The 21477-nt window shown below is 41.7% G+C and carries 25 protein-coding genes; 6 read left to right on the forward strand and 19 right to left on the reverse strand.

The genetic code is table 11. The annotated features are described in order from the left end of the window. Positions 1–53: 53 nt before the first annotated feature. The 3 genes from L3V43_RS17725 to L3V43_RS17735 all read right to left on the reverse strand — a co-directional run bounded on the left by L3V43_RS17725 (position 54) and on the right by L3V43_RS17735 (position 1525). Positions 54–479, reverse strand: a complete 426-nt coding sequence (locus L3V43_RS17725; protein WP_237117035.1) for a hypothetical protein — start codon at positions 477–479, stop codon at positions 54–56. Between the two features lie 17 nt (positions 480–496). Continuing rightward, positions 497–1117 carry a hypothetical protein gene (locus L3V43_RS17730; RefSeq protein ID WP_237117034.1) on the reverse strand — a complete coding sequence of 207 codons (621 nt, stop codon included), beginning with the start codon at positions 1115–1117 and terminating at the stop codon, positions 497–499. Positions 1118–1234: 117 nt separating this feature from the next. After that, positions 1235–1525, reverse strand: coding sequence for a hypothetical protein (locus tag L3V43_RS17735; protein WP_211868879.1), 291 nt, complete (start codon positions 1523–1525; stop codon positions 1235–1237). A 381-nt stretch (positions 1526–1906) separates the two neighbouring features. On the opposite strand from L3V43_RS17735, the gene L3V43_RS17740 reads away from it, so the two are divergent. Next, on the forward strand, positions 1907–2866 hold the full coding sequence (locus tag L3V43_RS17740) for an integron integrase (protein ID WP_237117033.1): 960 nt from the start codon (positions 1907–1909) through the stop codon (positions 2864–2866). A 29-nt stretch (positions 2867–2895) separates the two neighbouring features. On the opposite strand, the gene L3V43_RS17745 is transcribed toward L3V43_RS17740, so the two are convergent. Then, positions 2896–3237 (reverse strand): zinc ribbon domain-containing protein YjdM, encoded by a 342-nt coding sequence (locus L3V43_RS17745; protein ID WP_010603818.1) that lies wholly within the window; start codon positions 3235–3237, stop codon positions 2896–2898. A gap of 178 nt (positions 3238–3415) precedes the next feature. On the opposite strand from L3V43_RS17745, the gene L3V43_RS17750 reads away from it, so the two are divergent. Then, complete coding sequence (locus tag L3V43_RS17750; protein WP_237117032.1) at positions 3416–3859, forward strand: hypothetical protein; 444 nt, start codon at positions 3416–3418, stop codon at positions 3857–3859. Between the two features lie 128 nt (positions 3860–3987). On the opposite strand, the gene L3V43_RS17755 is transcribed toward L3V43_RS17750, so the two are convergent. The 14 genes from L3V43_RS17755 to L3V43_RS17820 form a co-directional block, all read right to left on the reverse strand. After that, positions 3988–4197, reverse strand: coding sequence for a cold shock domain-containing protein (locus L3V43_RS17755; RefSeq protein WP_010603820.1), 210 nt, complete (start codon positions 4195–4197; stop codon positions 3988–3990). 351 nt (positions 4198–4548) lie between these two features. Beyond that, positions 4549–5379 carry an alpha/beta hydrolase gene (locus tag L3V43_RS17760; protein ID WP_102058327.1) on the reverse strand — a complete coding sequence of 277 codons (831 nt, stop codon included), beginning with the start codon at positions 5377–5379 and terminating at the stop codon, positions 4549–4551. Positions 5380–5492: 113 nt separating this feature from the next. After that, entirely contained in the window at positions 5493–6200 is a 708-nt protein-coding gene (locus L3V43_RS17765; protein WP_174169585.1) for a hypothetical protein, read from the reverse strand. Beyond that, a complete protein-coding gene (locus tag L3V43_RS17770; protein WP_237117031.1) occupies positions 6190–6921 on the reverse strand; it encodes a hypothetical protein in 732 nt (243 codons plus the stop codon). Before L3V43_RS17770 ends, L3V43_RS17765 begins: the two co-directional genes overlap by 11 nt. Further along, positions 6911–7270, reverse strand: coding sequence for a cupredoxin domain-containing protein (locus L3V43_RS17775; RefSeq protein ID WP_237117030.1), 360 nt, complete (start codon positions 7268–7270; stop codon positions 6911–6913). Before L3V43_RS17775 ends, L3V43_RS17770 begins: the two co-directional genes overlap by 11 nt. Further along, positions 7257–8588, reverse strand: coding sequence for an ATP-binding protein (locus tag L3V43_RS17780; RefSeq protein ID WP_237117029.1), 1332 nt, complete (start codon positions 8586–8588; stop codon positions 7257–7259). The genes L3V43_RS17775 and L3V43_RS17780 overlap by 14 nt, the downstream gene beginning before the upstream one ends. Continuing rightward, positions 8588–9250, reverse strand: coding sequence for a response regulator (locus L3V43_RS17785; protein WP_235368825.1), 663 nt, complete (start codon positions 9248–9250; stop codon positions 8588–8590). Before L3V43_RS17785 ends, L3V43_RS17780 begins: the two co-directional genes overlap by 1 nt. After that, entirely contained in the window at positions 9247–9903 is a 657-nt protein-coding gene (locus L3V43_RS17790) for a hypothetical protein (protein WP_010603827.1), read from the reverse strand. The genes L3V43_RS17785 and L3V43_RS17790 overlap by 4 nt, the downstream gene beginning before the upstream one ends. Next, the gene (locus tag L3V43_RS17795; RefSeq protein WP_102058321.1) at positions 9900–10691 is read right to left on the reverse strand and encodes an SDR family oxidoreductase; all 792 of its coding nucleotides are present in this window, start codon (positions 10689–10691) and stop codon (positions 9900–9902) included. Before L3V43_RS17795 ends, L3V43_RS17790 begins: the two co-directional genes overlap by 4 nt. Further along, complete coding sequence (locus L3V43_RS17800) at positions 10691–11374, reverse strand: iron-containing redox enzyme family protein (RefSeq protein ID WP_237117028.1); 684 nt, start codon at positions 11372–11374, stop codon at positions 10691–10693. Before L3V43_RS17800 ends, L3V43_RS17795 begins: the two co-directional genes overlap by 1 nt. Positions 11375–11387: 13 nt before the next feature. Next, positions 11388–12863, reverse strand: a complete 1476-nt coding sequence (locus L3V43_RS17805) for an AMP-binding protein (protein ID WP_237117027.1) — start codon at positions 12861–12863, stop codon at positions 11388–11390. Then, positions 12856–13494, reverse strand: a complete 639-nt coding sequence (locus tag L3V43_RS17810; RefSeq protein ID WP_237117026.1) for a thermostable hemolysin — start codon at positions 13492–13494, stop codon at positions 12856–12858. The genes L3V43_RS17805 and L3V43_RS17810 overlap by 8 nt, the downstream gene beginning before the upstream one ends. Before the next feature lie 110 nt (positions 13495–13604). Beyond that, positions 13605–15023, reverse strand: coding sequence for an MFS transporter (locus L3V43_RS17815; RefSeq protein ID WP_237117025.1), 1419 nt, complete (start codon positions 15021–15023; stop codon positions 13605–13607). A gap of 271 nt (positions 15024–15294) precedes the next feature. Beyond that, positions 15295–15789, reverse strand: coding sequence for a hypothetical protein (locus tag L3V43_RS17820; RefSeq protein WP_174169590.1), 495 nt, complete (start codon positions 15787–15789; stop codon positions 15295–15297). Between the two features lie 661 nt (positions 15790–16450). Between L3V43_RS17820 and L3V43_RS17825 the strand changes: the two genes are divergently transcribed. Then, entirely contained in the window at positions 16451–17326 is an 876-nt protein-coding gene (locus tag L3V43_RS17825) for a trypsin-like serine protease (RefSeq protein WP_223229984.1), read from the forward strand. Between the two features lie 194 nt (positions 17327–17520). Here L3V43_RS17825 and L3V43_RS17830 read toward each other — a convergent pair whose 3' ends face one another. Next, on the reverse strand, positions 17521–17883 hold the full coding sequence (locus tag L3V43_RS17830) for a LuxR C-terminal-related transcriptional regulator (RefSeq protein WP_237123936.1): 363 nt from the start codon (positions 17881–17883) through the stop codon (positions 17521–17523). Between the two features lie 322 nt (positions 17884–18205). On the opposite strand from L3V43_RS17830, the gene L3V43_RS17835 reads away from it, so the two are divergent. The 3 genes from L3V43_RS17835 (at position 18206) to L3V43_RS17845 (ending at position 21269) form a co-directional block, all read left to right on the forward strand. Beyond that, positions 18206–18445 carry a hypothetical protein gene (locus L3V43_RS17835; protein WP_010603836.1) on the forward strand — a complete coding sequence of 80 codons (240 nt, stop codon included), beginning with the start codon at positions 18206–18208 and terminating at the stop codon, positions 18443–18445. Between the two features lie 69 nt (positions 18446–18514). Next, positions 18515–19693 carry a radical SAM protein gene (locus L3V43_RS17840; RefSeq protein WP_010603837.1) on the forward strand — a complete coding sequence of 393 codons (1179 nt, stop codon included), beginning with the start codon at positions 18515–18517 and terminating at the stop codon, positions 19691–19693. Between the two features lies 1 nt (position 19694). Continuing rightward, positions 19695–21269: a hypothetical protein gene (locus L3V43_RS17845; protein ID WP_237117024.1), complete on the forward strand. Its 1575-nt coding sequence runs from the start codon at positions 19695–19697 to the stop codon at positions 21267–21269. The last annotated feature ends 208 nt before the right edge of the window (positions 21270–21477 follow it).

The raw sequence follows: 21477 nt of genomic DNA on the forward strand, positions 1-21477 counted from the left end.
GAAGCGAAGCGGAACCGAGCAAACTGTTAGCAGTCCCGTACTTAATGCGCTTGTTATGGTGCATCTACGCACTCAATACTCATTTTGTTAAGCACTTTATCTATAGGTTCGCTTACAGGCCAATAAACCGACAAACTTAAAAAACCGCCAGGTTCTATAGTAACCCCAGCATGATCAATTGCAACAGATGCATTAGTTTTCTCATAGGCTCTACTTGTTACCCCATTTATATTCAATATTATGGACTTAGTAGTAAATATATTGTGATTTTTAGTTGGATTATTAACTACTAGACTGCCAAAAACTAATGGTAAATCATTATTAAACTTAAAGTTATCCCAAAAACTGAACGTTGACACTTTATTTTTAGCTATGATTTCTAATTCAAGGTTATTGGAGCATTCCACATTTGAAATATAATCATATGCTTTACCCGTAAATGAACATAACAAAAGCGATAGAATTATTAGGATTTTCATTCCCGCACCATAACGCCTCAATCAGCCGCCGCCGAAGGCGGTCGGCTGGATTGACTTGTTATGTGCTGCAGATAGATATGCTCAATTCTCGTTCTTTCAAACTTAACACCATGTGTAGACATGATAAGTTCATCTGCCATCAATTTAGACATTTCTGAAATGAAGAAATAATGTTCTACTATTATTTCTTCTGTTTTTCTCCAGCACTCATCAGCTATTGTTTGCTTTTGGTTCATCTCATACTTTGAATCAATTTCTCCAGCAAACCTTATTCCACGAGCAATATTGATCAATTCGTTTATCTGTTTGTTATCATTGGACGCGCTATCTTTGTATGCTTCTTCAACTTTTGAGATATCTATCTTTCCGTCACTTGATATCATAAACTCAGAAGCAACCCCAGATTGAAGGCATACTATTCTATTTTCTAAATATTGATATACGGATTCAATATCGGGACAATCAGCCTGCGGAAAGCTCTTACAATATGCATCGGGGTAAATATTTCCATTCCAATGTGATCTATAAAGAATTCTTATGTAGTCTTCATTAAAATTAAATGATTTTGCAGAAATCCAGTGACCAAGTTCATGCTTTGAAACAGATAAGAGTATCTCAAATTTGTTCTGCTGTGTCATGTTACTCCTTGCACATAACGCTTGCCTAACCGGCGCAAAATAGCAGGCTAAAATTAGCGACGAAGGAGCGCAAGCCTGCTGTTTTGCGTCCTTTGGTTTAGGCACTTGTTATATGAACTATTTACCGTGAAAAATAGCCCAAAAGGTTTCTCTGGCTTTATGTAGACTCGTTAAATTTTCACCTTTTGAAATACAAAGTCCTGATCCAGCTAATATTAATACTATGGGTAAAATCAAACTGAACATTTTGGCTTCAGCATCACTCCTCTCAACACCATTTAAATTAATGGTTACATTAGGGTCAAATAATGCTTCAAAAGCTGAGTAACCTAAGAGCACTCCTACACATATAAATAAAACACCAATTAGGCGCAATGTATTTTTATAAACACTAGCTGGTAAGTACACTCAGACCTCAAAGTTCATATAACAGCTTATTAGCATGAATTCCTGAATATCTCACTTATCCACAAGAGAAATGAATACAACATTCAAGCTAACTTTATTTAATATTTTTAGTAAGTTACCAGCCAAACTTTGTCATTTCAACATGCAAACTACCTGAAAAAACGAGTTGGGACTTATCCGAGCCACAAATTGGCTCGCTAAGAACAAGTTGCAAATAGCTAACATATTAAAAATACTCAGTTTTAAATGGCACTTACGAGATATCCGAGCCTTTTTATTTCTCGTTATTGATCTTTTCTTAAAACATTAGGCAGCTTACCTTGCAATTTTGTTACCTGTCACTTATAACTGTATAAATAAACAGTAAACAAAGGATTCAAAATGCCTAGATCACCATTTTTAGAGTCTGTTAGGCTAGAGCTTAGAACAAAACGCTATAGCATCAGAACAGAGAAGTCCTACCTATTTTGGGTTAAGTCCTACATTTTGTTTAATGATAAAAAGCACCCTGAGCAAATGGGCAATCAAGAAGTTGAGCGTTTTTTAAACCACCTTGCGGTCAACAAGCAAGTTAGTAGCGCAACGCAAAACCAAGCGTTGTGTGCCCTTATTTTTTTATATCGCTATGTGATACAGCGGGAAATTCAAGGGTTAAAATACACGCTAACTAAAAAAGAGCAAGCAATCCCATGTGTACTAACTCATGAGGAGGCAATGATGATTATCTCTAAGCTACATGGCAAGTATCAATTAGTCGCATCTCTTCTTTATGGTTGTGGGCTCAGAATAAACGAAGCCTTACACCTGAGAATAAAAGATATCAACTTTACTAATAGCACTCTATTTGTATTTAGAGGAAAGGGCAAAAAAGACCGATATACGCTGCTGCCCAAGTCATTGCATTCGCAATTAACGACGCAAATCGAATATGCAACCATGGTACATCAGCAAGATATAAAAGCGGGCTTTGGTTTTACATCTTTGCCTGTATCTCTTATCAAAAAATATAAAAATGCAGCTAAAGATCTTTCATGGCAGTACCTTTTTCCTTCCACTACTCGCTGTCAGCACCCCCATGATGGCTATATTTGCCGGCATCACATACACGAAACCGCTTTTAGAAAACAGCTAAGGAGCGCCGTTAAGCAATGCAATATCCCAAAACAAGTTAAAGCTCATACTTTCCGACACACGTTTGCAACACAACTATTAATCAACGGAACCGATATCAGAACTGTTCAGGAGCTTTTGGGCCACACTGATATTCGTACAACTGAAAGATATACTCATGTTATTGGCACAAGATTCGGCACCACCCTCAGCCCACTGGAGCAACTTTAAAACTCCATAACTTCTGAACACTTATCCACTTAAGTATTTGCTTTCTTAACAAACTTCGCTGTCACCATCATTTCACCAACACCATCAACCTTGCAGTCAAGTTCGTGGTCTTTTTTATCCAGCACACGCCTTACCAAAGCCTTGGTGCCAATCTTAATGACTTGTGAGCTGCCTTTAATCTTAAGATCTTTAATCACAGTGACTTTATCGCCATCCACTAATAGTGTGCCATTGGCATCTTTTACTTGAATGTCGTCCTCGGTAGCAGTCGCGTTTGGATCCCATTCGTAAGCACATTCAGGGCATATTAGCTGACTTTGATCTTGATAAACATATTCAGAATTGCACTTGGGGCAAGGTGGTAAAGACATAATTAACCGTATCACTTTTAAGACTGTGTATCATGGACATATGATACTGTAAAAGTGAGTGGAGCGTCCTCTATATTCTTCTTTAACTCGCTATTGAATTAAGAACAGCTACCCAAAATGTTGCGGCACGATAATTGCTCAATTATTGATCTACATTTCATCATCTAAAGGATTACCTATGCTTGTTAGCCAAACCCAGGAGGTTGGATCACCAGAAACTTATAGCAGCCATAGCCCGCATCAACCAAAAGAGGCTCAGGCAGTACAGAAAGACACCCGAGTCTCCATTAGCCAAACCGCAAACTGTGCCGAACATAATTGGCAAACTATTGCCTCTAACTACAACGTTCACAACATTTCAGCTGCGGAAGTACGGGCTATGTCCCGAGAACTATTCGAAGGAGGATTTATTGATTCAGGCCAAATGATGGCTATCGGCGCGCCAATATCAATAACTGAAAATCCTCACGAAAAAATCAATTTACTTGGTGATATGAAGCGTACATTTGAAATCTCAGCAGCTAGCGGCGGGCTCAATAAAACATCGCGAGAGATTTATGCTTCGGCGATCAATACGCTTGAACATCTCGCCAAGACACACAGAAATACAATGCTAATTTGAGGGGTTAATCTGTCTAGCCGCGCTATACAAGCTTGTTCATTATTCACTCAACCCGAGGGAGCAAATAGCAAAATTTTAGGCACAAAAAAAGCAAGCCTTAGCTTGCTTTTTCTTCATCAATTAAGCGATTAAAGCTTAACGATGTTCTCAGCTTGAGGACCTTTCTGGCCGTCAGTAACTGTGAATTCTACTCTCTCGCCTTCAGCAAGTGTACGGAAACCGTCACCTTTGATTGCGCTGAAGTGTGCGAACACGTCAGGGCCATTTTCTTGAGCGATGAAACCAAAACCTTTAGACTCGTTAAACCACTTAACGGTACCTGTAAGAGTGTTAGACATAATACTAATCCTGATATAAAAACAAAAACCAATGCTGCGCATTGATGAGCTATGCCCATGTGGGCGCATAGACCTAAATTTGTAGAGTGGATAAAACTTCAGGACGGTACTACTACAAGCAAACACTTATACAACAACGTAATGGAGATTTTAAAACACTGACTCAAATTCTGTCTATGAACATCATATAGGGATTCCGCCCTAAGTCAATGTATTTTTAATCATCAATATGACTTGCTAATGACAAATATCAATATTTTTTTCACGGCTTTTTCAACACCCTATTTTTTAAACACATTATTCCCCTAACCCTGTGTAAATAATAGAGATTGCAATAAAATATTCATAAAGCTAGAGAGGCTTTTTTGACTCTAATTCCCGAATTAATTGCACCACTTGCTCGACAACCACTTGCGGGGCATTCATAGGTACCGTGTGGTCACTCCCCTTGGCTATAATTAGCTCAGAATCACAATGTGATGCCAACGCTTCTTGTCCTTCTCGCCATGCTTTAACATCGCGCTGAGTTGGATCAAATGGTCTTTGGGCAACGATAACACGACACGGTATATGATCAGGTGCTTGATGCGCCCGAACACTCGCAACGGTTTCACTTAGCGCTTGAGTTTCCCGGCGCAGAGCTTCACCGAAGGTATTTTCTGGCAGAGTACTCAAGGGTTTTAGTAGCTTATCCTGCGCTAAGGCATGGGTTTTATCGATGAAGTAAACGGTCACAGGGTCAACATATAACAAGCCTGCAACTTGATCTGGATAATAGGTGATGTAGTTTTGCATTACATAGTATGCGTATGAATGACCGACATAAATAAATGGCGGCCGAATATCAAGCGTTCTCAACACTTCACGAAGATTACGATTATCCGTATCAATACTATAAGCTCTGCGGCTAAGCTCGCTTTTGCCATAACCTTCACGGTTATAGGCCACCAATGCATTGGGTACTTGCTGCGCGAGACCCATCATTACTGGTGTCCAATAAATGGCAGGCGCTGCAGAGCCACTTTCAAAAACAACGGCAGGTTCATTGCCCGCAACATGATAAACCTGCAAAGATACTTTGTTCGCAACCACGATGTGCTCTTGAATATCGCGTTCAAGTGCAATCTGTGCATAAGCACTATTAACGAACAACAACCCCAATAAAGTTAGCGTGCGATACATATCGTTTCCTTGATATCTATAGTTCGACTCTAAAGTTAGCAGCTAGATGCACCATAAGCTAATGACATTTTTGCTGCATCTCCCCCTTTATTTAAACAAAGTAAAAGCGGCGCTTAAAACTCAAATTCCAATGCGAGTCTAAAGCTATGATCTTTGCCGGATTGGCTGATCTCCGAAATAAAACCCGCTTCCCATTTCAGCTGTTTTTGACCTTCGAATCGATGCAATCCGATAAACCCCGGACCAACACCAAAAAAGTCTTCTCCGACATAGACTTCAATTGCAGGCTGAAAAGCACTATACAAGCGGTAGCGCAGTTGCGCTCTAAACTCAGATTCCCATTCATCCTCAATGTCCTTACCCCACTCCCTCACCAAAAATGCATTCATGGTAAGGCTCGTGCGGCCAAATTCCTTCTCAAATAAAAACCCTGCGGTTGCTTCATAGGCATCGAATTTATGGCGTTTTTCAAGCTCGAACAACATGCCTATATCCGCCCAGTAGCGCCCTTGCTCTACAAATTGCCACCGCGACTCTAGCTCGTAAGCTGCCAAGTCAAAATTGCCCTCATCGTCACGCTCACCTATTGCGTAACCTTCGATGGTCATTGTCTCGGTGAGGCTCCAACCAAGTCCTAAACGCTGTGCCAACACATTCCCTTGCTCGGTTTGGCGAGATAGTAGTCGCCACTCCAACTCACGTTCAAGCGGTAAAACGTATGGATGATAAACTTTGTCCACCACCATACCATCCGCTTTTGCACTAAACGCTACAATCCCAAAGAAACTCACCAGCAGCGCGAGTAAAACATTATTTCGCATGCGCTGTTCTCCAATATGTACATCCCAAGAACGTAATCAACGCGCCTCCAAACCCTGCAAGCGTCGCAGCATTTGGTGTTGCTTCATACCCCACTAATACTCTTAGCACTCGACCAACAACACTGTGTTCGTCCACAATCTGTCGCAAGTCTATTTCAAGTCTGGCGGCACTAATTAAGTCCACTTGAAGCGCCAAGTCCAATGCAATCGACACCTTACTCGCACCGTGTAAAGCCAATAACAACAGCAACAACCAAGGTAAGTGCTTACTCTTCAACCAATCAAGGAAAAAAAAGAGTAGAATAGAAAAGCTCAAACAGATCCCCACACCAAGCGAGGTGCCAATAGCGAGGGTTTGACCATCCGCTGGCTTTGAATAAGAGAACGCAAAGCTTGCCAAATGGTGCAAATACAGTACCACAGCAAGTCCAAAGGCCAAGGCAGCAAGTGCCGTATGTCCGGTGCGCTTTGTTGCAATCATTAAGCAAAATAAACTGAGTAACAGACCTATTTGCAATAACTCGAACCCGCGATAATCAAAACTCGAGGCTATTTCCCCACCCAAAAACCATATGCCAAAACAACCAATTAGCCCCGCACTTAACGCGATGAGTGTCGTTTTAAGCGGTAAAGCAGCATTGGTACATTGTGCTAATAGTACCCAAAGTACAGTTACTGGTAATAATTGGTTCACGCTCACCACCACCGCATTAAGAAGCATTGTCTGGCTCCTTCACGATAACGATACCTTGTGCTGTATTTGGTGAAAATTCACCAAAAAAACTATATTCACCGGGTGCTAGCGGGCCGATATAAATCACACTTTTACGGTTCGGAAAAAGCACTTTTTCACGATTAAGATCAAAACTGTCAAACTCTTCAACTTGAGGGTCTTGATTTTCGATGATGAGCTTTACTTTACGATTTGCAGGAACCTCAACTTGTGCAGGTGTAAACAAATGATTTTTAAGAATAACGGTATAACTTTCTTCCGCCCACAAGGCGAAACTACAGGTCGCCAAAGGCAAACCAAGCGCGAAAGACAGCGAAGAGACCTTAGTCCTTAGCATCCAGCCCCCTCGGTAAATTTACACAAACTCTAAGCCCGCCTAAATGACTACGAGCAAAAGAGATATCTGCATGGTAAATTGCAATTATATGATTGACTATCGCCATTCCTAAACCTGCCCCTTTTTCCCCTGAAGGGTGTTTATCTCCACCAACGCGATAAAATCTGTCAAAAATTCGTTCTATTTCCGCATCCGACATACCACAACCCGAATCATCGATTTGCCATACAACCCGCTGCGCATGCTGCTGAATTTTTACTTCTATGTCACCTTCAATTGGCGTGTATTTAATAGCATTACCAATTAGATTAGAAAATAATGTGGTTAATGTGAACTCACAGCCCTCTATGGTCGCTTCTGACGCTTCTAAGCTGATATTTTGTGATTTTTGTTCAATTCTCGGGTAACAGTTAGCAATCAAGTCTTGAGTTAATACCACTAAGTCTTGCTGCGCAAATTGCTTATGCCACAGTTCTGGCTCTGTACGCGCTAACGTCAGCATTTGCTCAACCACATGGTTTAGCTGCTCAAGCCCTTTTGACATAGCAATGGCACTGGGATGCTTAGTATCGTGCGTTAAATTATGCAGGTGGATTTTTAAGCTTGCGATCGGCGTTTTTAACTCATGAGCGGCATCGGAAGCAAAATAACGCTCTTTAAGATACGCGACTTCAACTTTTTGAAAGAGGTCATTTAGCGTCGCGATAACGATTGCCACTTCCGCTTTGTCGCTTTGCACTGCCAGCTGCGTAAAGTCTTTGGGGTTACGTCGTCTAAGCTCTCTAGAAAGATCTCGTAAAGGCTTTAACGCCGTATAAATAATCCATGCGATAAACACCGCAAGAAACGGCATGATCACCACCAATGGCGTCATTGCGGAGACAATCATGCCTTCAGCAAGGGCAAAGCGCTTTTGTACCGGCTCAGCCACCAGTATTTGCCTTTCGCCAAACGCTTCACTGAAGGTTCTGAGTCTAGTCGCCCCCACATTTTGGGTGCTAAACCCAGCATGATATTTAAGCTTGTTCTTGTACTTAGCAAGTAGCTCACTACCCGCAACAACTTGATTGTGCTCAAGCACTAAAAAGTAAAATGCGTTGTTACCCACACTACTGGGCAAGGTAGTCGCAGTAACTTGAGTATTAACGAGTGTTGCGATGGACTCTAAATGGCTGTCTAATTGTGCTTGTGCCATCGCCATGCTGGAATGATAACCCCGTAGCAGGGCCATGGATGCAGTCAGCACCAAAGCTGACACTAAAATTAGGGTCAACTTTCTCGTTATTGAAGCACCTCCAAGCGAGCTTCTCGTGCCCACTAAGCCCCCTTGCCAACCACGTAGCCAATGCCACGCAGCGTTTTGATAAATCCGTCGGGCATTTTCTTGCGGAGGTGGTGAATATGCACCTCAATAGCATTAGAGCCCAAAGCTTCTCCCCAATCATAGAGCTTAGATTCTAACTGAGTTTTAGACAGCACACGGCCGCTGTTTTCCATCAGCGCCTTGAGTAGCATATATTCTTTACGAGGTAATTCTTGAGCGCTACCACTTACAAGCACCTCGTGACTGGCAAGATCTAACACGACATCGTTGCAGCTCAAGGTGCTGCTCACTTGTTTGGTGAAGCGTCGACCAATCACCCGTAAACGCGCAAACAGTTCTTTTGGCTCAAACGGCTTAGCCAAATAGTCATCAGCCCCTAAATCCAGCCCTGCAATTTTATCATCAAGACTATTTCTCGCCGTTAGAATGAGCACAGCGGTTTGCGATTTGGTTTTTTTTAGCGCCCTGAGTACCGCTAAACCATCTCCGTCGGGTAGACCTAGGTCAAGCACCACCAGCTCAAATTCACCAGATTCAACAAAACTGATTGCTTGTCTTTGCGTCGACGCATGCTCAATGGCATACCCTTCTTTTTTGAGTGATGCGATGAGCCCCTGTGCCAGTAGCTCATCGTCCTCTACAAGTAATAGCCTCATTTATTCCTTCTTTTTAGCTTTTTTTCGACTTTAGCCAGTAGCTGTGCCACTTCTTCTTGACGGTATTCATCGGCTTTTTCTCTACCCGGACGGCTTGGCGCATTCTGCGCTTTTTTTAAGTGCGCAAGTGCGGCACTATAATCACGTTCGTCATATAAAAACTGTGCATAGAAATAGTTTACATCAATTCCTGCCGGATTGATCGCTAATGATTCTTGGAACAGCTTTTTCGCCTTTTTATCGCTGCCAAACCCAATTGGCCAGCCTGGGACCTGAGCATAGAGCGTGCCTAAACTCGTTAATGCAGAACCAGACAGTGCGTTTTTATCAAGTTCAATGGCTTTTTCGAATGAGGCTTTTGCATCTTTGGCAAGACCAAGCGCCCCCAAGCCACCTTTCGCTCCTGCAAAGCTCGACTGCACAATACCACGCCAGATGTAAGCTTCAGCGCGATCTGGATATTGTTCAACAAATGCCACGCACTGCTTAACCAGCTCTTCAAATGCTTTTTCTTGGGCATCGCCTTCGGTTTCATAATTTACCGTTGCCCATTTAGTTTGGACTTGGCTAAGATCATCGTCAAATGCTGCCCAAGCACCTTGACTGAATACCAGTAATGTTGCTGAAGCTAACAAGGTTTTTAGTGCGTTCATCGTAATGACTCCTTAGTGGAAAAAATGGTTTGGATGGTTTTCACTTTTTTGATTAATGCGTTATCAACAAGCTCTGGTAGCAAGCCATTGAGTCTCGCAAAAAATCGTTCAGGAAAACCAATGGCAGCACGTTTGGTGTTGCTATGGAGCAATTTCATAAAGGCTTGTGCGACGACCTCTGGCGAGTCCATCTGATTGCCGAGTGCATGGTTTACAGCTGTCGCGCGGTCGTCATTCATTTCAGTTGTGGTTGCGCGTGGCGCGAGATATTTAACCGCTACTTGGTTATCGAGCTCCCGCGTCAGTGCCTCTGTAAAACCACGCAAACCGAACTTGCTTGCGCAATAACTGCTTTGATATGGAAAGCCGATAGAGCCAAACGCTGAACCTAGGTTAACTATGGTGCCATGACTTGAGATCAGTTGTGGTAAACAGGCTTGACTAACTAGCATGGGCGCCAATAAATTCGTCTCCATCTGCTTTTTTAAGTCAGTTGGTAAAATTTCAGCAAACCCAGCCATGGTGTTAATGCCCGCGTTGTTGACGAGTAAGTCAACCCCACCCATAGTCGCCGCTTTTCTCGCGATTTGTGTCGCAGCGTCCTCAGCGGTGATATCCAAAGCAAGATAATCGTGTTCTCCGGATAACCCCGCTATCACCTGCTTTAATTTTTCGCTGTCTCGACCAATCAGCAAACAACGCCAATTATGCATGGCCAACTGTTTACTAATGGCCCGACCGATCCCCCGAGATCCCCCGGTGATAACGGCAAGTTTTGTTGCTTTCATCAACCTACCTCCGCAAATTCAACACCTGCAGGCACCGCTTCAATATTGCGGAATATGTCGCCGTACAAGCGATAAAACTGTTTAGCGCTGTGAATAATGACCGCTTGCTCTTTTTCACAGCTGATCTTGTTCATCAGCCCTGCAAAAAAGTCAATATGCTCAACATCTAACGCGCCATGAGATGTTAAATAGGAAAATGCGCTACGAGGCAGACCAAGTTTCTTCGCAATTTGACGAGCTGCATCATCGGCAAGTGCGATGGAAGTGCCCTCAAGCACATTAACCATGCCAAAAAAGCTCAATGGATGTTTACGAGCGATACTGTCGTACGCATAAGACACCATCATTTCAGTTGCGAAGCTTGGCATGCTATGACGTATTACTTCTTTATCCACACCACAGGCGGCAATATCATTAAGGATCCACTCTTGGTGTCCCATTTCTTCTTCGATGTAATGCCCTATCGCTTCTCGCAACCATTCTTTACTGTCATCTAGTCTTGCGCCACACGCCATAAGGAGTGGTACTGTGTGCTTTACGTGATGAAACGCCTGCTGTAAAAATGAAACGTATTGGCCTTTGGTGATCTGACCATGAAAAACATCATGAATAATGGGTGCGCTTAGAAGATATTGGCGCGCTTGTTCCGTTTCGGATTGTAGGGTTTGGTAAAAGTTACTCATTGTCGTTTTCCTTTTAAACCGAAGCTATGGGCTCTGCCGCTTCGTATTGATTCTGGGAGTAAAGCGCTGAAATTTGCTGCGCGAAATTAGCTAAAATCACGTCGCGTTTAGGTCTCCCGTTCGCGGTAAGCATGCCGTTACCTACCGAAAAGGCTTCCTCTACGCGCACATAACATTTTATTTGGGCGTAATCAGGGAGTTGCTGGTTGGCAAGCTCAATGGCGTTATCAATCACAGCAGCTGTTAGTTGTGTCGGGGTGTAAATAAGCGCCGTTAAAAATGGCTTGCCATCACCCACCACCACGCATTGCAGTAAAGGTACATAAGCAAGCAAAACGGACTCCGGCCACTCGGGAGAAATATTGCGTCCAAAGCTATTGATCAGAAGATTTTTTAGCCGACCTTCGATGACAAAATGCTGCTCACGCTTGGACACTCTATCGCCGGTTTTTAACCACGCATCTTGGGCTATCGCTTCGCCGCCTAAGTAACCTAAAAAGTTATTACCTTTGATCTCTAACTCATCTGCCACAATACGTGCCTGAATATGAGGCAGTAACTTACCAACGCTGCCATCTTGCTCACCAGTATTCAATGCAACAACAGAGCCCGACTCGGAAAGCCCATACCCTTGAAACACAGGTAAGCCCAGCCGTTTAGCTTGCTGTAGCAGTTCAGTGTCAACTTTAGCGCCACCGACCGCAATAAAGCGTAAACTTGCAGGGGGTTGCCACCCTTGCTGTGCAGCGCTTATCAGGCAACGCAGCAGCTCAGGCACTAAAATTAAGCTATTTGGTTGTACTTCACTTATCTTTTGCAGCAACTTTTGTGGATATAGCAACTGGCTCCCCGAAAAGCCTAGCGACGCAAGTTCGGTTACCTCAACCATGCCACCACTGAGTAGCGGCGCATACACACCCGCGATGTTTTCTAGCAACACTGGTAGCGGCAATAAACATAAGTGCTTAGGCCGATTAAGTGCGATGGTTTCGCATAAACTGCTCGCCACAACAAGCTGGTTTTCAACCGACAGACATACGCCTTTTGGTGCGCCTGTTGAACCTGAGGTATAAGTGATCTTTTGCGTTTTAGGAAAATAGGCTCCCGTGCTTTCACACCTAGTTTGATATACATAGATTGCTTGACCATAGACATCTAACACCGAATATTCAGCGCTATTTTCAAGCTTGGTATCGCTGATCAACCAGTTTGCTTTTGACTGCTCAAGGGTGTGTTCAACTTGCGCTGTGGTAAAGAAATGAGGTACTGGAATAGACACTTTATTCGCTTGTAATAGTGCAAAATCTACCAATAACCAAGCGATAGAGTTGTCTAGAGAGACCGCAACACTCTCGCCACTCATCACAATAAAGCGCTCAGCCAATGCTTGCGTGTAAGACTTTACCTCAGCAAAAGTGAGACGAGTTTGCCCTTGTTGTAAAATCACATCACTGTCTTGATGTGGCAGTTTTTTTAAGAAATCACACATATAAAAATGCCTCTTTTAAGCTCGCGATTTCGACCTCGAGTCCTTGTAGTAAGTGTTGATACATTTCAGTGTTTGTGATCACCTGCAGGGCTTGATGTAAATCGACCGAACAAACCATGGGAGCACATTGGTAATAGCTGCCATAATCTTTGGCTGAGGCGATAGTGCCGTGTGCCAAAGAAATCTTGTTAACCTCGACTTGGCATAACTTCATCAATGCACGTACTTGTTTGGTTGCCGTAAACACCAAGTAGCGGATATCACTCTCAAGCAGTGCTTGAGTCAGTACAATAAAGTGGCTTAACGTTGCCATTCGGCCTGTTGAGAACAAATTGCCAAGTTCTGCGATATGATTACGATCTGAAACCGTTGAGAGGCACTGCTCTACCGCACGATTAAGATACTGCTCCACAAATAATGCGTCTTTGGCTGCAAATCTAAGACCTAAAAAGCAATCGCTTTGGCGGTAGTTTAAATGGCTTAAAAGGGGATAATACTCATGAATGTCAGCGCCAAAAGCATGGGCAAAACCACTGTGGATAGCGTGCTCCAATTCAGCGCGCGCACCGCAAGTCTTGTTTGCCCATCTAAGACGACTTTGTGAGTTTGTTGCTTGTAGTGCTTCACCCATCGTTTTCACACCTTTCCTGTTCTGATGTAAAAACTTTAAAAAGCGAAAATTAAGAAAACCTTAAGTTTGAAAAAAGGCGGAAAAAATTTTTCGAAATACGCATTCCTGTTTTAAAACGCTTGCTTTCGGCTAATCACAAATACGGCAACGAGCGATACCAAAATAAACAGTGCGGCGAGTAAAAAGGTCATTGAAAATGCCATATTAAGCTGTGCAGAGCTTGCCAAGGTCGCACTCTTGACCTGCAACAACAGGCTAAATACACCACCAAGTAATGAGGCTCCGGTCATTAACCCTAAGTTTTTACATAAATTAATGAGCCCTGACCCCATGCCCTTTTCTTTTTCGGCTACTGTCGTCATCACAAAGGTATGGTGAGCCGCTAGAAACAACTGCCTTCCGGGAGTTAACACAAATAACGCCACAACATAGCCATAAAGTCCAAATAATGAAGGTAGGATTGCAAAGCTAATTGTCCCAATAAGGATCATCAGCAAGCCCAAAAACATGGCAAACGCGATGCCAAAATGATCAACCACCTCGCCTGACGGATAACCAGCGACAGCAGCAATACAAGGCCCGATAGACACAATAAGACCAACCGTGACCGGGCTCAGCCCTAACGCATAAGTGAGATAAAAAGGCCCGACAACTAATGTCGACATCGCGATGGCGTCAACAATAAAGCTCACGATTAACGAGGTATTGCGTAGCTTGTGTTTCAGAAAAGCCAAACTCACAAGTGGAAATTGAGCATGCTTTTGGCTTTGTACAAAACAGTAGATAAAAGCCACAGAAAAGAAGAAAAATACGCTATGCAAGACAAGGCTAAACGAACTACTCGATGGCATAGCCAACACATAAAATAGGCATGACACTGACAGCCACACACTTCCAATAACATCAAAACGCTGTAGCTCAGGTGGACTTGCGACATCATCAGGCAGAAATCTTGCTATTAAAAAGTAAGCTGCACCACCAAGCAATATCATCAACCAAAAAGTGAACTGCCATGATAACCACTCTAGCATTGCGCCACTTAGCAATGGCCCCAGTGCCGTGCCAATCGCAGCGGTAGTACCGAGTAACCCCATTGCAAGTCCAACTTTACGCTTTGGCATCACAACGCTTGCCAGTGCAAATATTTGAGATAATAACAACGCAGCGCCAATGCCTTGGAACAGCCTAGCAGCAATCAACATCCAAAGATTTACGCTCAGCCCAGCGACAATGGAGCCCACACAAAAGACGCTGATCCCAATGCGAAGTGCCCTTTTTCGGCCAACACTATCTCCAACAGCGCCAGCACCAAGAATAAACGCGGTAAGCGAAAGCAAATATGCCACAACGACCCAATTCACCAATGCCTGCCCCACGCCAAACTCCTCAGCAAGTGTTGGCAACAAGACATTGATACTACTCATGCCAAGCGTAGGCAAAATGAGTACCACAGCCAAGCTGAACAACACCCGCTTTTGTCCGGCCCCCAGAGCAATTTTATCCTCTGTATTTACCGTATCTTCTAACATGCGTTACCACTCCTACCATTGCGCCATGCTAATAAGTGGTGACTGTACTACTTCAAGTGAACTTGAGGTCAAGAGTGTGGTTGGGTTTGAAGCTTGATTGGCTTAACTGGATCAACTGGATCAACTGGATCAACTGGATCAACTGGATCAACTGGATCAACTGGATCAACAGCAAAGCCTTAGATAGTTTTAGCGCATCGAAAAGCCTGTAACTTAATGTGCTGAGCAGCAGTGATTGGCTCTACGGCACGGCACTTTGATTATTAAGTTCCTAAAACCTTGTCGCTATGTTATTTATCACATTTTCAAACTGTAATTGTTGTCCAAAAACCTCTATTTTATGAATTACTTGCGCTTCAAGAACAAACGCTATCCCGTGTGTTTCCTCTTTGTTGTAACTACTAAATATCGTAATTTCTTGAATAGATTTTTGTTGGACATTCTGTATTTGATAGGTGCTTGCGACCTCTTCTGAAAGTATCTTGAGCCAAGCAGGCAATTTCATTCTTGAATCGACCTCAAATAAACTCCGTACAAATTGATGTTCATGCCCAGATAAATCAACAGCAGGTACAAACTTTTGCGGATCTAAAGTTTCGTGAAGTAATTTACTGTCTTTAAACGCCAACACTAACGTTTCAGACACATGCGAAATAGTGATAGGTGAGTCAACATTTAACTTGACGACCTTCGATAAGATAAGCTCTTGAGCGCTAACCTGCATGCCCCAAAGCAATAGAAAAGTTGCAAATATCATCCTTATCATGCGTTGTTCCTTTCAATTTATTTTATGTGATTGCCGCAAAGCGATTTAGCTTTCAGAGATCTCCTTGCAAGCAACTCGCTTTTGATTGCATAAACGGCAAATAGCCTAGGGCCTGTTTATCTTTCAAGTTTGTTTTTGCAGCAGTTTGACTGGTATTTATACAAGGCAGAGCCTGCGTAGCATAGTTATTCTATGTAAGTCAGGTGATAACACAGTAGAAATGCCAGTCAAGCGCTGCCCTTTGGGTTCACCTGAGTGCGCTTTGTTCATTGTTGCTCAACTTTTGCCTAGATTACTAGGCGGCAAGTCGAGCGTCGCGACCAAAACACACTCAGAAGAACAAAAATCAAACAGCAAAGGTCAACAGGCCCTACAGCACATAAATTAACTTTACCTTAATGCTGTTACCTCACAAACTTGATTGCACCAGTCACACTTCTTATCAATCATGTTTCCGAACTAATTTGCACTATTTTTGGCGCCATAGCATGACAATAACCTTTTGTTTTTATTTATTTTAATTTGGTGAGCGTGCAGATATTTTTGAGGGAGAGAGCGTAGTATAAAACAGGTACATTTATTGATGCATTGAAAAGAAAGTTTCAGTATGATGATTTATTGGCCACTTTGGAAATAATAACAATATAATAAATAAGGAATAATGATGAAATACCTTGCCATTTTTTTGCTCATGTTTGCCTCTTTTCAGAACCATGCGGTTGTCAAAAGACATGATGTTGACCCTGACTTGTATAAGGTTAATAGCATCCCGCAGTTTTATGTTGATATGCCATTCCAAGGCGGTTCGGTGTTAATCGATAAGCATTGGTTATTGGCACCAGCCCACGTCATTTATACGTTTATGTATGACTACCAAGACAAACCTATCATGGTACATGGCGTTGAAAATCAAATCGCACAAATCATTATTCACCCGGATTACAAAAAGGTAGAAGGTGACTGGAGTGAAGGCGACCCGGCACCGCTTATGGAGCAGCTAAATAACGCCAAAGACATTGCGTTAATTCGCTTAAGTAAGCCTGTGACACACATTCAACCCATCGCTATATATGAGGGAAATGAAGAGTTAGGCATGGAAATAACCGGGTTTGGTCGCGGCGCTATCGGAACGGGAATAACGGGTGAAGAGCACGACTCTGAGGGACCAAGCTTAACTACCTATGCATGGTACCAAGTCACCAAATTTTTCTCAGATTGGGCTTTCACTCAAGACGACTATCAAATGCATGTTTACAACAACGTGATCACAGAAGCAAAAGCACACTGGCTCAGATTTACCTTCGAACAAGGAGCCGATGCGCTACCGTTAGAAGGCACTATAGGCTCAGGAGATAGCGGCGGCGCAGCAATCATTTATCAAGGCTCAACTCCGGTATTGGTTGGATTAGCTGCATGGAGAGAAATTGAAGGCGATTTGGAAAATTATACTTTAGGAAAATACGGTTCAACCGCAGTATTAACGCGTGTATCTTATTACCAAGATTGGATAAATAAGCATATCAATAAAGGCCAGTAGCAGGTAAAGCGCGTCTAAAAGCAAACCATAAGACGGTTGCTAAATTTACGAAGGTAATAAGGTATGTTGATCGTTGTGATAAAACAGCCACTGCGACTAAAAGCTTACAGGAATGGTTTGCCAAGTAGTGACAAGTCTTTGTTAAATTTAAGCTTGTCTCTGCTTCCCTTTGAGCTTTAATAAACAATAGCAAGCTAAATGATAGGCTCTTTGGCGTCATTGTATTGTAGTTTATCATTTACAGCCTCATTCTGCTCCAATACATCATGTCTAAAGTACCTAGCCGACAGCACTTTTCTATTGGCAACACCCAGCTTGTCGTAAATGTTTCCACAATGAAACTTCACGGTATTTGATGAAACATGCAGCTCAAATGCAATGTCTTTATAGGACTTCCCTGATAATAAAAGTAGTAATACATCACGCTCTCGGCTTGATAATTTAGAAAAACAGCAAGACACACCCACCTCCTTGATCACATAAAAATTACCTTTAAACTCAACATTAACATTCAAATGCTTTCGCCTCAATAAAAACAACCCTTCATTTACTTTCATATTGATAGCAGCTGTTATCTGAAGCGGTATACATCAAACAATTTTCGGCGCAACAGCATCACTCGCAACTCCTCAGCAGCTATAACCATTTGGCAAAAGTTGGTCGCCTCAAAACTACCCACTTAGATAGTTTCATTTAACTTACGTACTGATAAATTAAAAGTTCAGCATTAAGGTACAAAAGTAAACATTATTAACTTTTAAGGCCAATAAGAGCTGATTGATATGACAACGTCACTACGAGTGAATTACGAAGTAATGCCTCCAGACATAGACTTCTGTAATTCGAGATATTAATAACAATCTTTTACAAGGAAAGCTCATGATAGAAAAAAGTAATTTATTCAACCAACTACAACAACACGAGGGAAAGGTAACAGAAAGCCCACTAGTGACTAAGCTACTAGAGCCTGAAGTATTACCTTCCATTTCAGGTGGAAACTACGCCCAGTGTGGTGGCTCAAATCCTGGCTATGGACAAAATGGAGGAAGTTACGACCAGAGAAATGATGGGAGTGGTTACACTCAAGGTTCTGGAAGTTACAGCCAGCGCTGTTCATAAGTATAAATCTATGCCCATGTAATGCAAAAGCATGGGCTACTTTTAGCCTAAAAATAGAAAGAGATAATAATGCTAAAGTCTATAGATAGATTGCAGGTTATATTAAAAGTATCTGAAAGATGTAATTTAGCATGTACATATTGCTATTATTTTTTTGGTGGCGATGATTCTTACAAAGATAGACCTGCATTAATTTCAGGCAAAACCGTTGATGACTTAATTGACTTCCTCCTTCGTTCATTAAAAGAAATAAAGATTTCTGTTATCGAGATAGCTTTACATGGTGGGGAGCCTTTGATGCTCCCGCTTAAAAAGTTTTCAGATTTATGTGAAAAACTAAGTAAAGGGCTGTCTGAGCATACCCAGTTGAAGTTATCAGTACAAACTAATGTAACTCTAGTTACTGAAGAGTGGATTACGCTCTTCGAGAAATATCAGGTGAGTCCAGGCTTAAGTATTGATGGCCCAAAGAGCTTCAATGATAAATTCAGAATCGACCACAATGGTAAAGGCTCTTATGACAAAATAAAGGCGGGCACTGAACTTATAACCAAGGCGGCCTCCGAAGGACGACTTACTCAGCCTGGTGTCATTAGCGTATTAAATGGCACCTTTGACTATAAAAAAATCACTGAGCACTTAGTTGAAGATTTAAATATAAAAAATTTAAGCTTCTTGTTCCCAGATATAAGTCATGACGACCCATTCCCTAACAATACAACAATCAATGATTATAAAAAAGCAGTGCTCGATATTTTTAATCTTTGGAGAGAAACTAATAATTTTTCAACACGTCAAATTGAAGACAAATTTAGAATATTTCAAAAGAGGGAAGGAGGAGACAATAGACCATATGATCGAAAAGAAATAATAAACAATCAAATAATTTGTATTCAATCAGATGGAACGATAACCATTGATGATTCATTCATTCCAACGAGTGAATGGCGAAAAATGGCGCCAACAAGCAACGTAAAAGAAACCACATTAAGATCATTTTTGGAACACGAAATTTTTAAAGAGATAGATAAAATTTACAAAGAAACACCTGAAGGCTGTAAAGACTGTGTATGGGAGAAGCTCTGCAGAGGCGGAGACTTAGAAAATAGATACAGTAAAAACAACGGGTTTAATAACCCATCCGTGTTTTGCGAGGCAATAAGTGCATTATATTTTGAAATTACTCAGCATTTAGTCTCCAATGGCTATCCTAAAGATGAAATCCTTAAAATTATAGAAGGGAAGTAAAATGATTAAGATTTTTATATTTTTTAGTTCGATGATACTTTCATTCTCTAGTTTCGCAAAAGAGAGCTGTACTTTTCCTGTAAAGTTAATACTTAAACAAAGCCCAAAAGGATTGCAGGTCGAATATCGAGCTAGCAAACCTTACACTGCATTGAAACTCAACGCATCGAAAGAAACAGAATCTGCATTTTTAAATATTAACCAGAGGGAAAATATAGCTCATCATAGTAGTAACATAGTTCTAATGAATGAGAAAGGCTTAACTACCTCATTCCTTCTATCCCCCTTAAATAAGTATATTAACGCAACATACGCGCCATACGTGAATTTAGGAGACTCTCATGGCGTATTCATGACCGCAATCACTCCAATTGCAATGAAAATAAAGCCAGATGACGAATGGGAAAGTTTAGAAGAAAATTGCATCACTTTTTTCGCAGAAAAAGACAAAAAACTGGTAAGTGTAGAGAAGAAAAATAACTTTTTAATATTTAGCTTTAACGAAGAATCAGTGCTCGTCAGTAAGAAAAGTAAATTCAACTTCATCTTCAATGATAATCTACCACAATGGCTAAGTGATCTGATAACTGAAAATTTCAAAAAGTTTCACAGTTATTACAGTAAAGAATTAGCACTATCAAATGATAAAAAGTTAACCATTGTTGCAAGCTTCGAGAGTCCAGAGTCTGATTTTTATGATGGCGGGGTGCATAATGGTAACACTTTTGTCTTAAGGTTTGGTGGTAAACGTTACCTCAACTTTAGCCCTGCTATTGCTCAACACCTAGAACAATTTATCGCTCACGAAGTATTCCATATTTGGACAAGTAATGACAGTCATGAACCTCACTGGCTTAGCGAAGGTGGTGCTGAATTCGCAGCAAATATAGCCAAGCTCAATTTAAAGCTCATCGATAGGGAGCAGTTTGACACACAAAATAATCTTCAAAAGCTCACCTGTTCGCTTGAGCATAGCTATAAGGTAATACCGGGAACGCAGTATTGGCCAGGCCGCTATAGCTGCGGACATGCATTTTTACATCACTTAATTGGGGAAAAACAATTTTTTCACTACTGGCGACAAAAACTTCTTAACACTCGAGAAAATAGTCTCAATCACTTCGTGAGTAATATATCTCCTGAAAGTAAAACGGCGTTAGGTGCGCTCACTTCTGGCAACTCAACTCCCCCACCCGAAGAAGCGATAATAAAAAGCTATCAGCAGCTAATCGGTGAAATAATAATTAATAAATCCACTCCTAACCACATATTAAAAAAAGCAATTTTTAGGCATTTTATGACGTCGGCATGTGATGGCTTTTTTTCATTCGAAACTCGCGAAGAGCGAGTAAGAATATACCAACATTCCAGTTGTCCATCGAGTTTCGAAAAAGCAAACGGATACATCGAAAAGATAAATTCGCTGGATATTCGAAGCGACGGATATTTGCTTTTAGATAGCTATAATAAGTCATGCTCTACGAGAGGTGTCCTAACTGTTGAAGGGAAAGAATTTTCTGCAGATTTACCATGCAAATTTTCACCTTCTATCTTTAAGAACTTTCGAATCCAATAAAAACAACAAAATAATGGAAGAACACAAATGATATTGCATGTACTAGCCCCCCCTCATACCGTAACAACAAATCAGGACTATTGTAACTCCACCCAATTTAGTACAGCTATTTCGTAGAATTTTATGCAGCCTCAAGATAACCAATTGGTGTCATATCGCCAAGTGAATCATGTGGTCGCTCATAATTATAAATATCTAACCACTCATC

The organism is Pseudoalteromonas sp. L23 (assembly GCF_021728455.1).
Classification (GTDB): Bacteria; Pseudomonadota; Gammaproteobacteria; order Enterobacterales; family Alteromonadaceae; genus Pseudoalteromonas.

What these genes read in the sequence shown, in the direction of transcription:
- L3V43_RS17835 (WP_010603836.1), top strand. Translation starts at nt 18,206, where the DNA reads ATGATAGAAAAAAGTAATTTATTCAACCAACTACAACAACACGAGGGA.
- L3V43_RS17725 (WP_237117035.1), bottom strand. Translation starts at nt 479, where the DNA reads ATGAAAATCCTAATAATTCTATCGCTTTTGTTATGTTCATTTACGGGT.
- L3V43_RS17765 (WP_174169585.1), bottom strand. Translation starts at nt 6,200, where the DNA reads ATGCGAAATAATGTTTTACTCGCGCTGCTGGTGAGTTTCTTTGGGATT.
- L3V43_RS17825 (WP_223229984.1), top strand. Translation starts at nt 16,451, where the DNA reads ATGATGAAATACCTTGCCATTTTTTTGCTCATGTTTGCCTCTTTTCAG.
- L3V43_RS17790 (WP_010603827.1), bottom strand. Translation starts at nt 9,903, where the DNA reads ATGAACGCACTAAAAACCTTGTTAGCTTCAGCAACATTACTGGTATTC.
- L3V43_RS17815 (WP_237117025.1), bottom strand. Translation starts at nt 15,023, where the DNA reads ATGTTAGAAGATACGGTAAATACAGAGGATAAAATTGCTCTGGGGGCC.
- L3V43_RS17770 (WP_237117031.1), bottom strand. Translation starts at nt 6,921, where the DNA reads ATGCTTCTTAATGCGGTGGTGGTGAGCGTGAACCAATTATTACCAGTA.
- L3V43_RS17820 (WP_174169590.1), bottom strand. Translation starts at nt 15,789, where the DNA reads ATGATAAGGATGATATTTGCAACTTTTCTATTGCTTTGGGGCATGCAG.
- L3V43_RS17745 (WP_010603818.1), bottom strand. Translation starts at nt 3,237, where the DNA reads ATGTCTTTACCACCTTGCCCCAAGTGCAATTCTGAATATGTTTATCAA.
- L3V43_RS17755 (WP_010603820.1), bottom strand. Translation starts at nt 4,197, where the DNA reads ATGTCTAACACTCTTACAGGTACCGTTAAGTGGTTTAACGAGTCTAAA.
- L3V43_RS17845 (WP_237117024.1), top strand. Translation starts at nt 19,695, where the DNA reads ATGATTAAGATTTTTATATTTTTTAGTTCGATGATACTTTCATTCTCT.
- L3V43_RS17750 (WP_237117032.1), top strand. Translation starts at nt 3,416, where the DNA reads ATGCTTGTTAGCCAAACCCAGGAGGTTGGATCACCAGAAACTTATAGC.
- L3V43_RS17795 (WP_102058321.1), bottom strand. Translation starts at nt 10,691, where the DNA reads ATGAAAGCAACAAAACTTGCCGTTATCACCGGGGGATCTCGGGGGATC.
- L3V43_RS17830 (WP_237123936.1), bottom strand. Translation starts at nt 17,883, where the DNA reads ATGAAAGTAAATGAAGGGTTGTTTTTATTGAGGCGAAAGCATTTGAAT.
- L3V43_RS17840 (WP_010603837.1), top strand. Translation starts at nt 18,515, where the DNA reads ATGCTAAAGTCTATAGATAGATTGCAGGTTATATTAAAAGTATCTGAA.
- L3V43_RS17810 (WP_237117026.1), bottom strand. Translation starts at nt 13,494, where the DNA reads ATGGGTGAAGCACTACAAGCAACAAACTCACAAAGTCGTCTTAGATGG.
- L3V43_RS17760 (WP_102058327.1), bottom strand. Translation starts at nt 5,379, where the DNA reads ATGTATCGCACGCTAACTTTATTGGGGTTGTTGTTCGTTAATAGTGCT.
- L3V43_RS17800 (WP_237117028.1), bottom strand. Translation starts at nt 11,374, where the DNA reads ATGAGTAACTTTTACCAAACCCTACAATCCGAAACGGAACAAGCGCGC.
- L3V43_RS17775 (WP_237117030.1), bottom strand. Translation starts at nt 7,270, where the DNA reads ATGCTAAGGACTAAGGTCTCTTCGCTGTCTTTCGCGCTTGGTTTGCCT.
- L3V43_RS17730 (WP_237117034.1), bottom strand. Translation starts at nt 1,117, where the DNA reads ATGACACAGCAGAACAAATTTGAGATACTCTTATCTGTTTCAAAGCAT.
- L3V43_RS17785 (WP_235368825.1), bottom strand. Translation starts at nt 9,250, where the DNA reads ATGAGGCTATTACTTGTAGAGGACGATGAGCTACTGGCACAGGGGCTC.
- L3V43_RS17740 (WP_237117033.1), top strand. Translation starts at nt 1,907, where the DNA reads ATGCCTAGATCACCATTTTTAGAGTCTGTTAGGCTAGAGCTTAGAACA.
- L3V43_RS17805 (WP_237117027.1), bottom strand. Translation starts at nt 12,863, where the DNA reads ATGTGTGATTTCTTAAAAAAACTGCCACATCAAGACAGTGATGTGATT.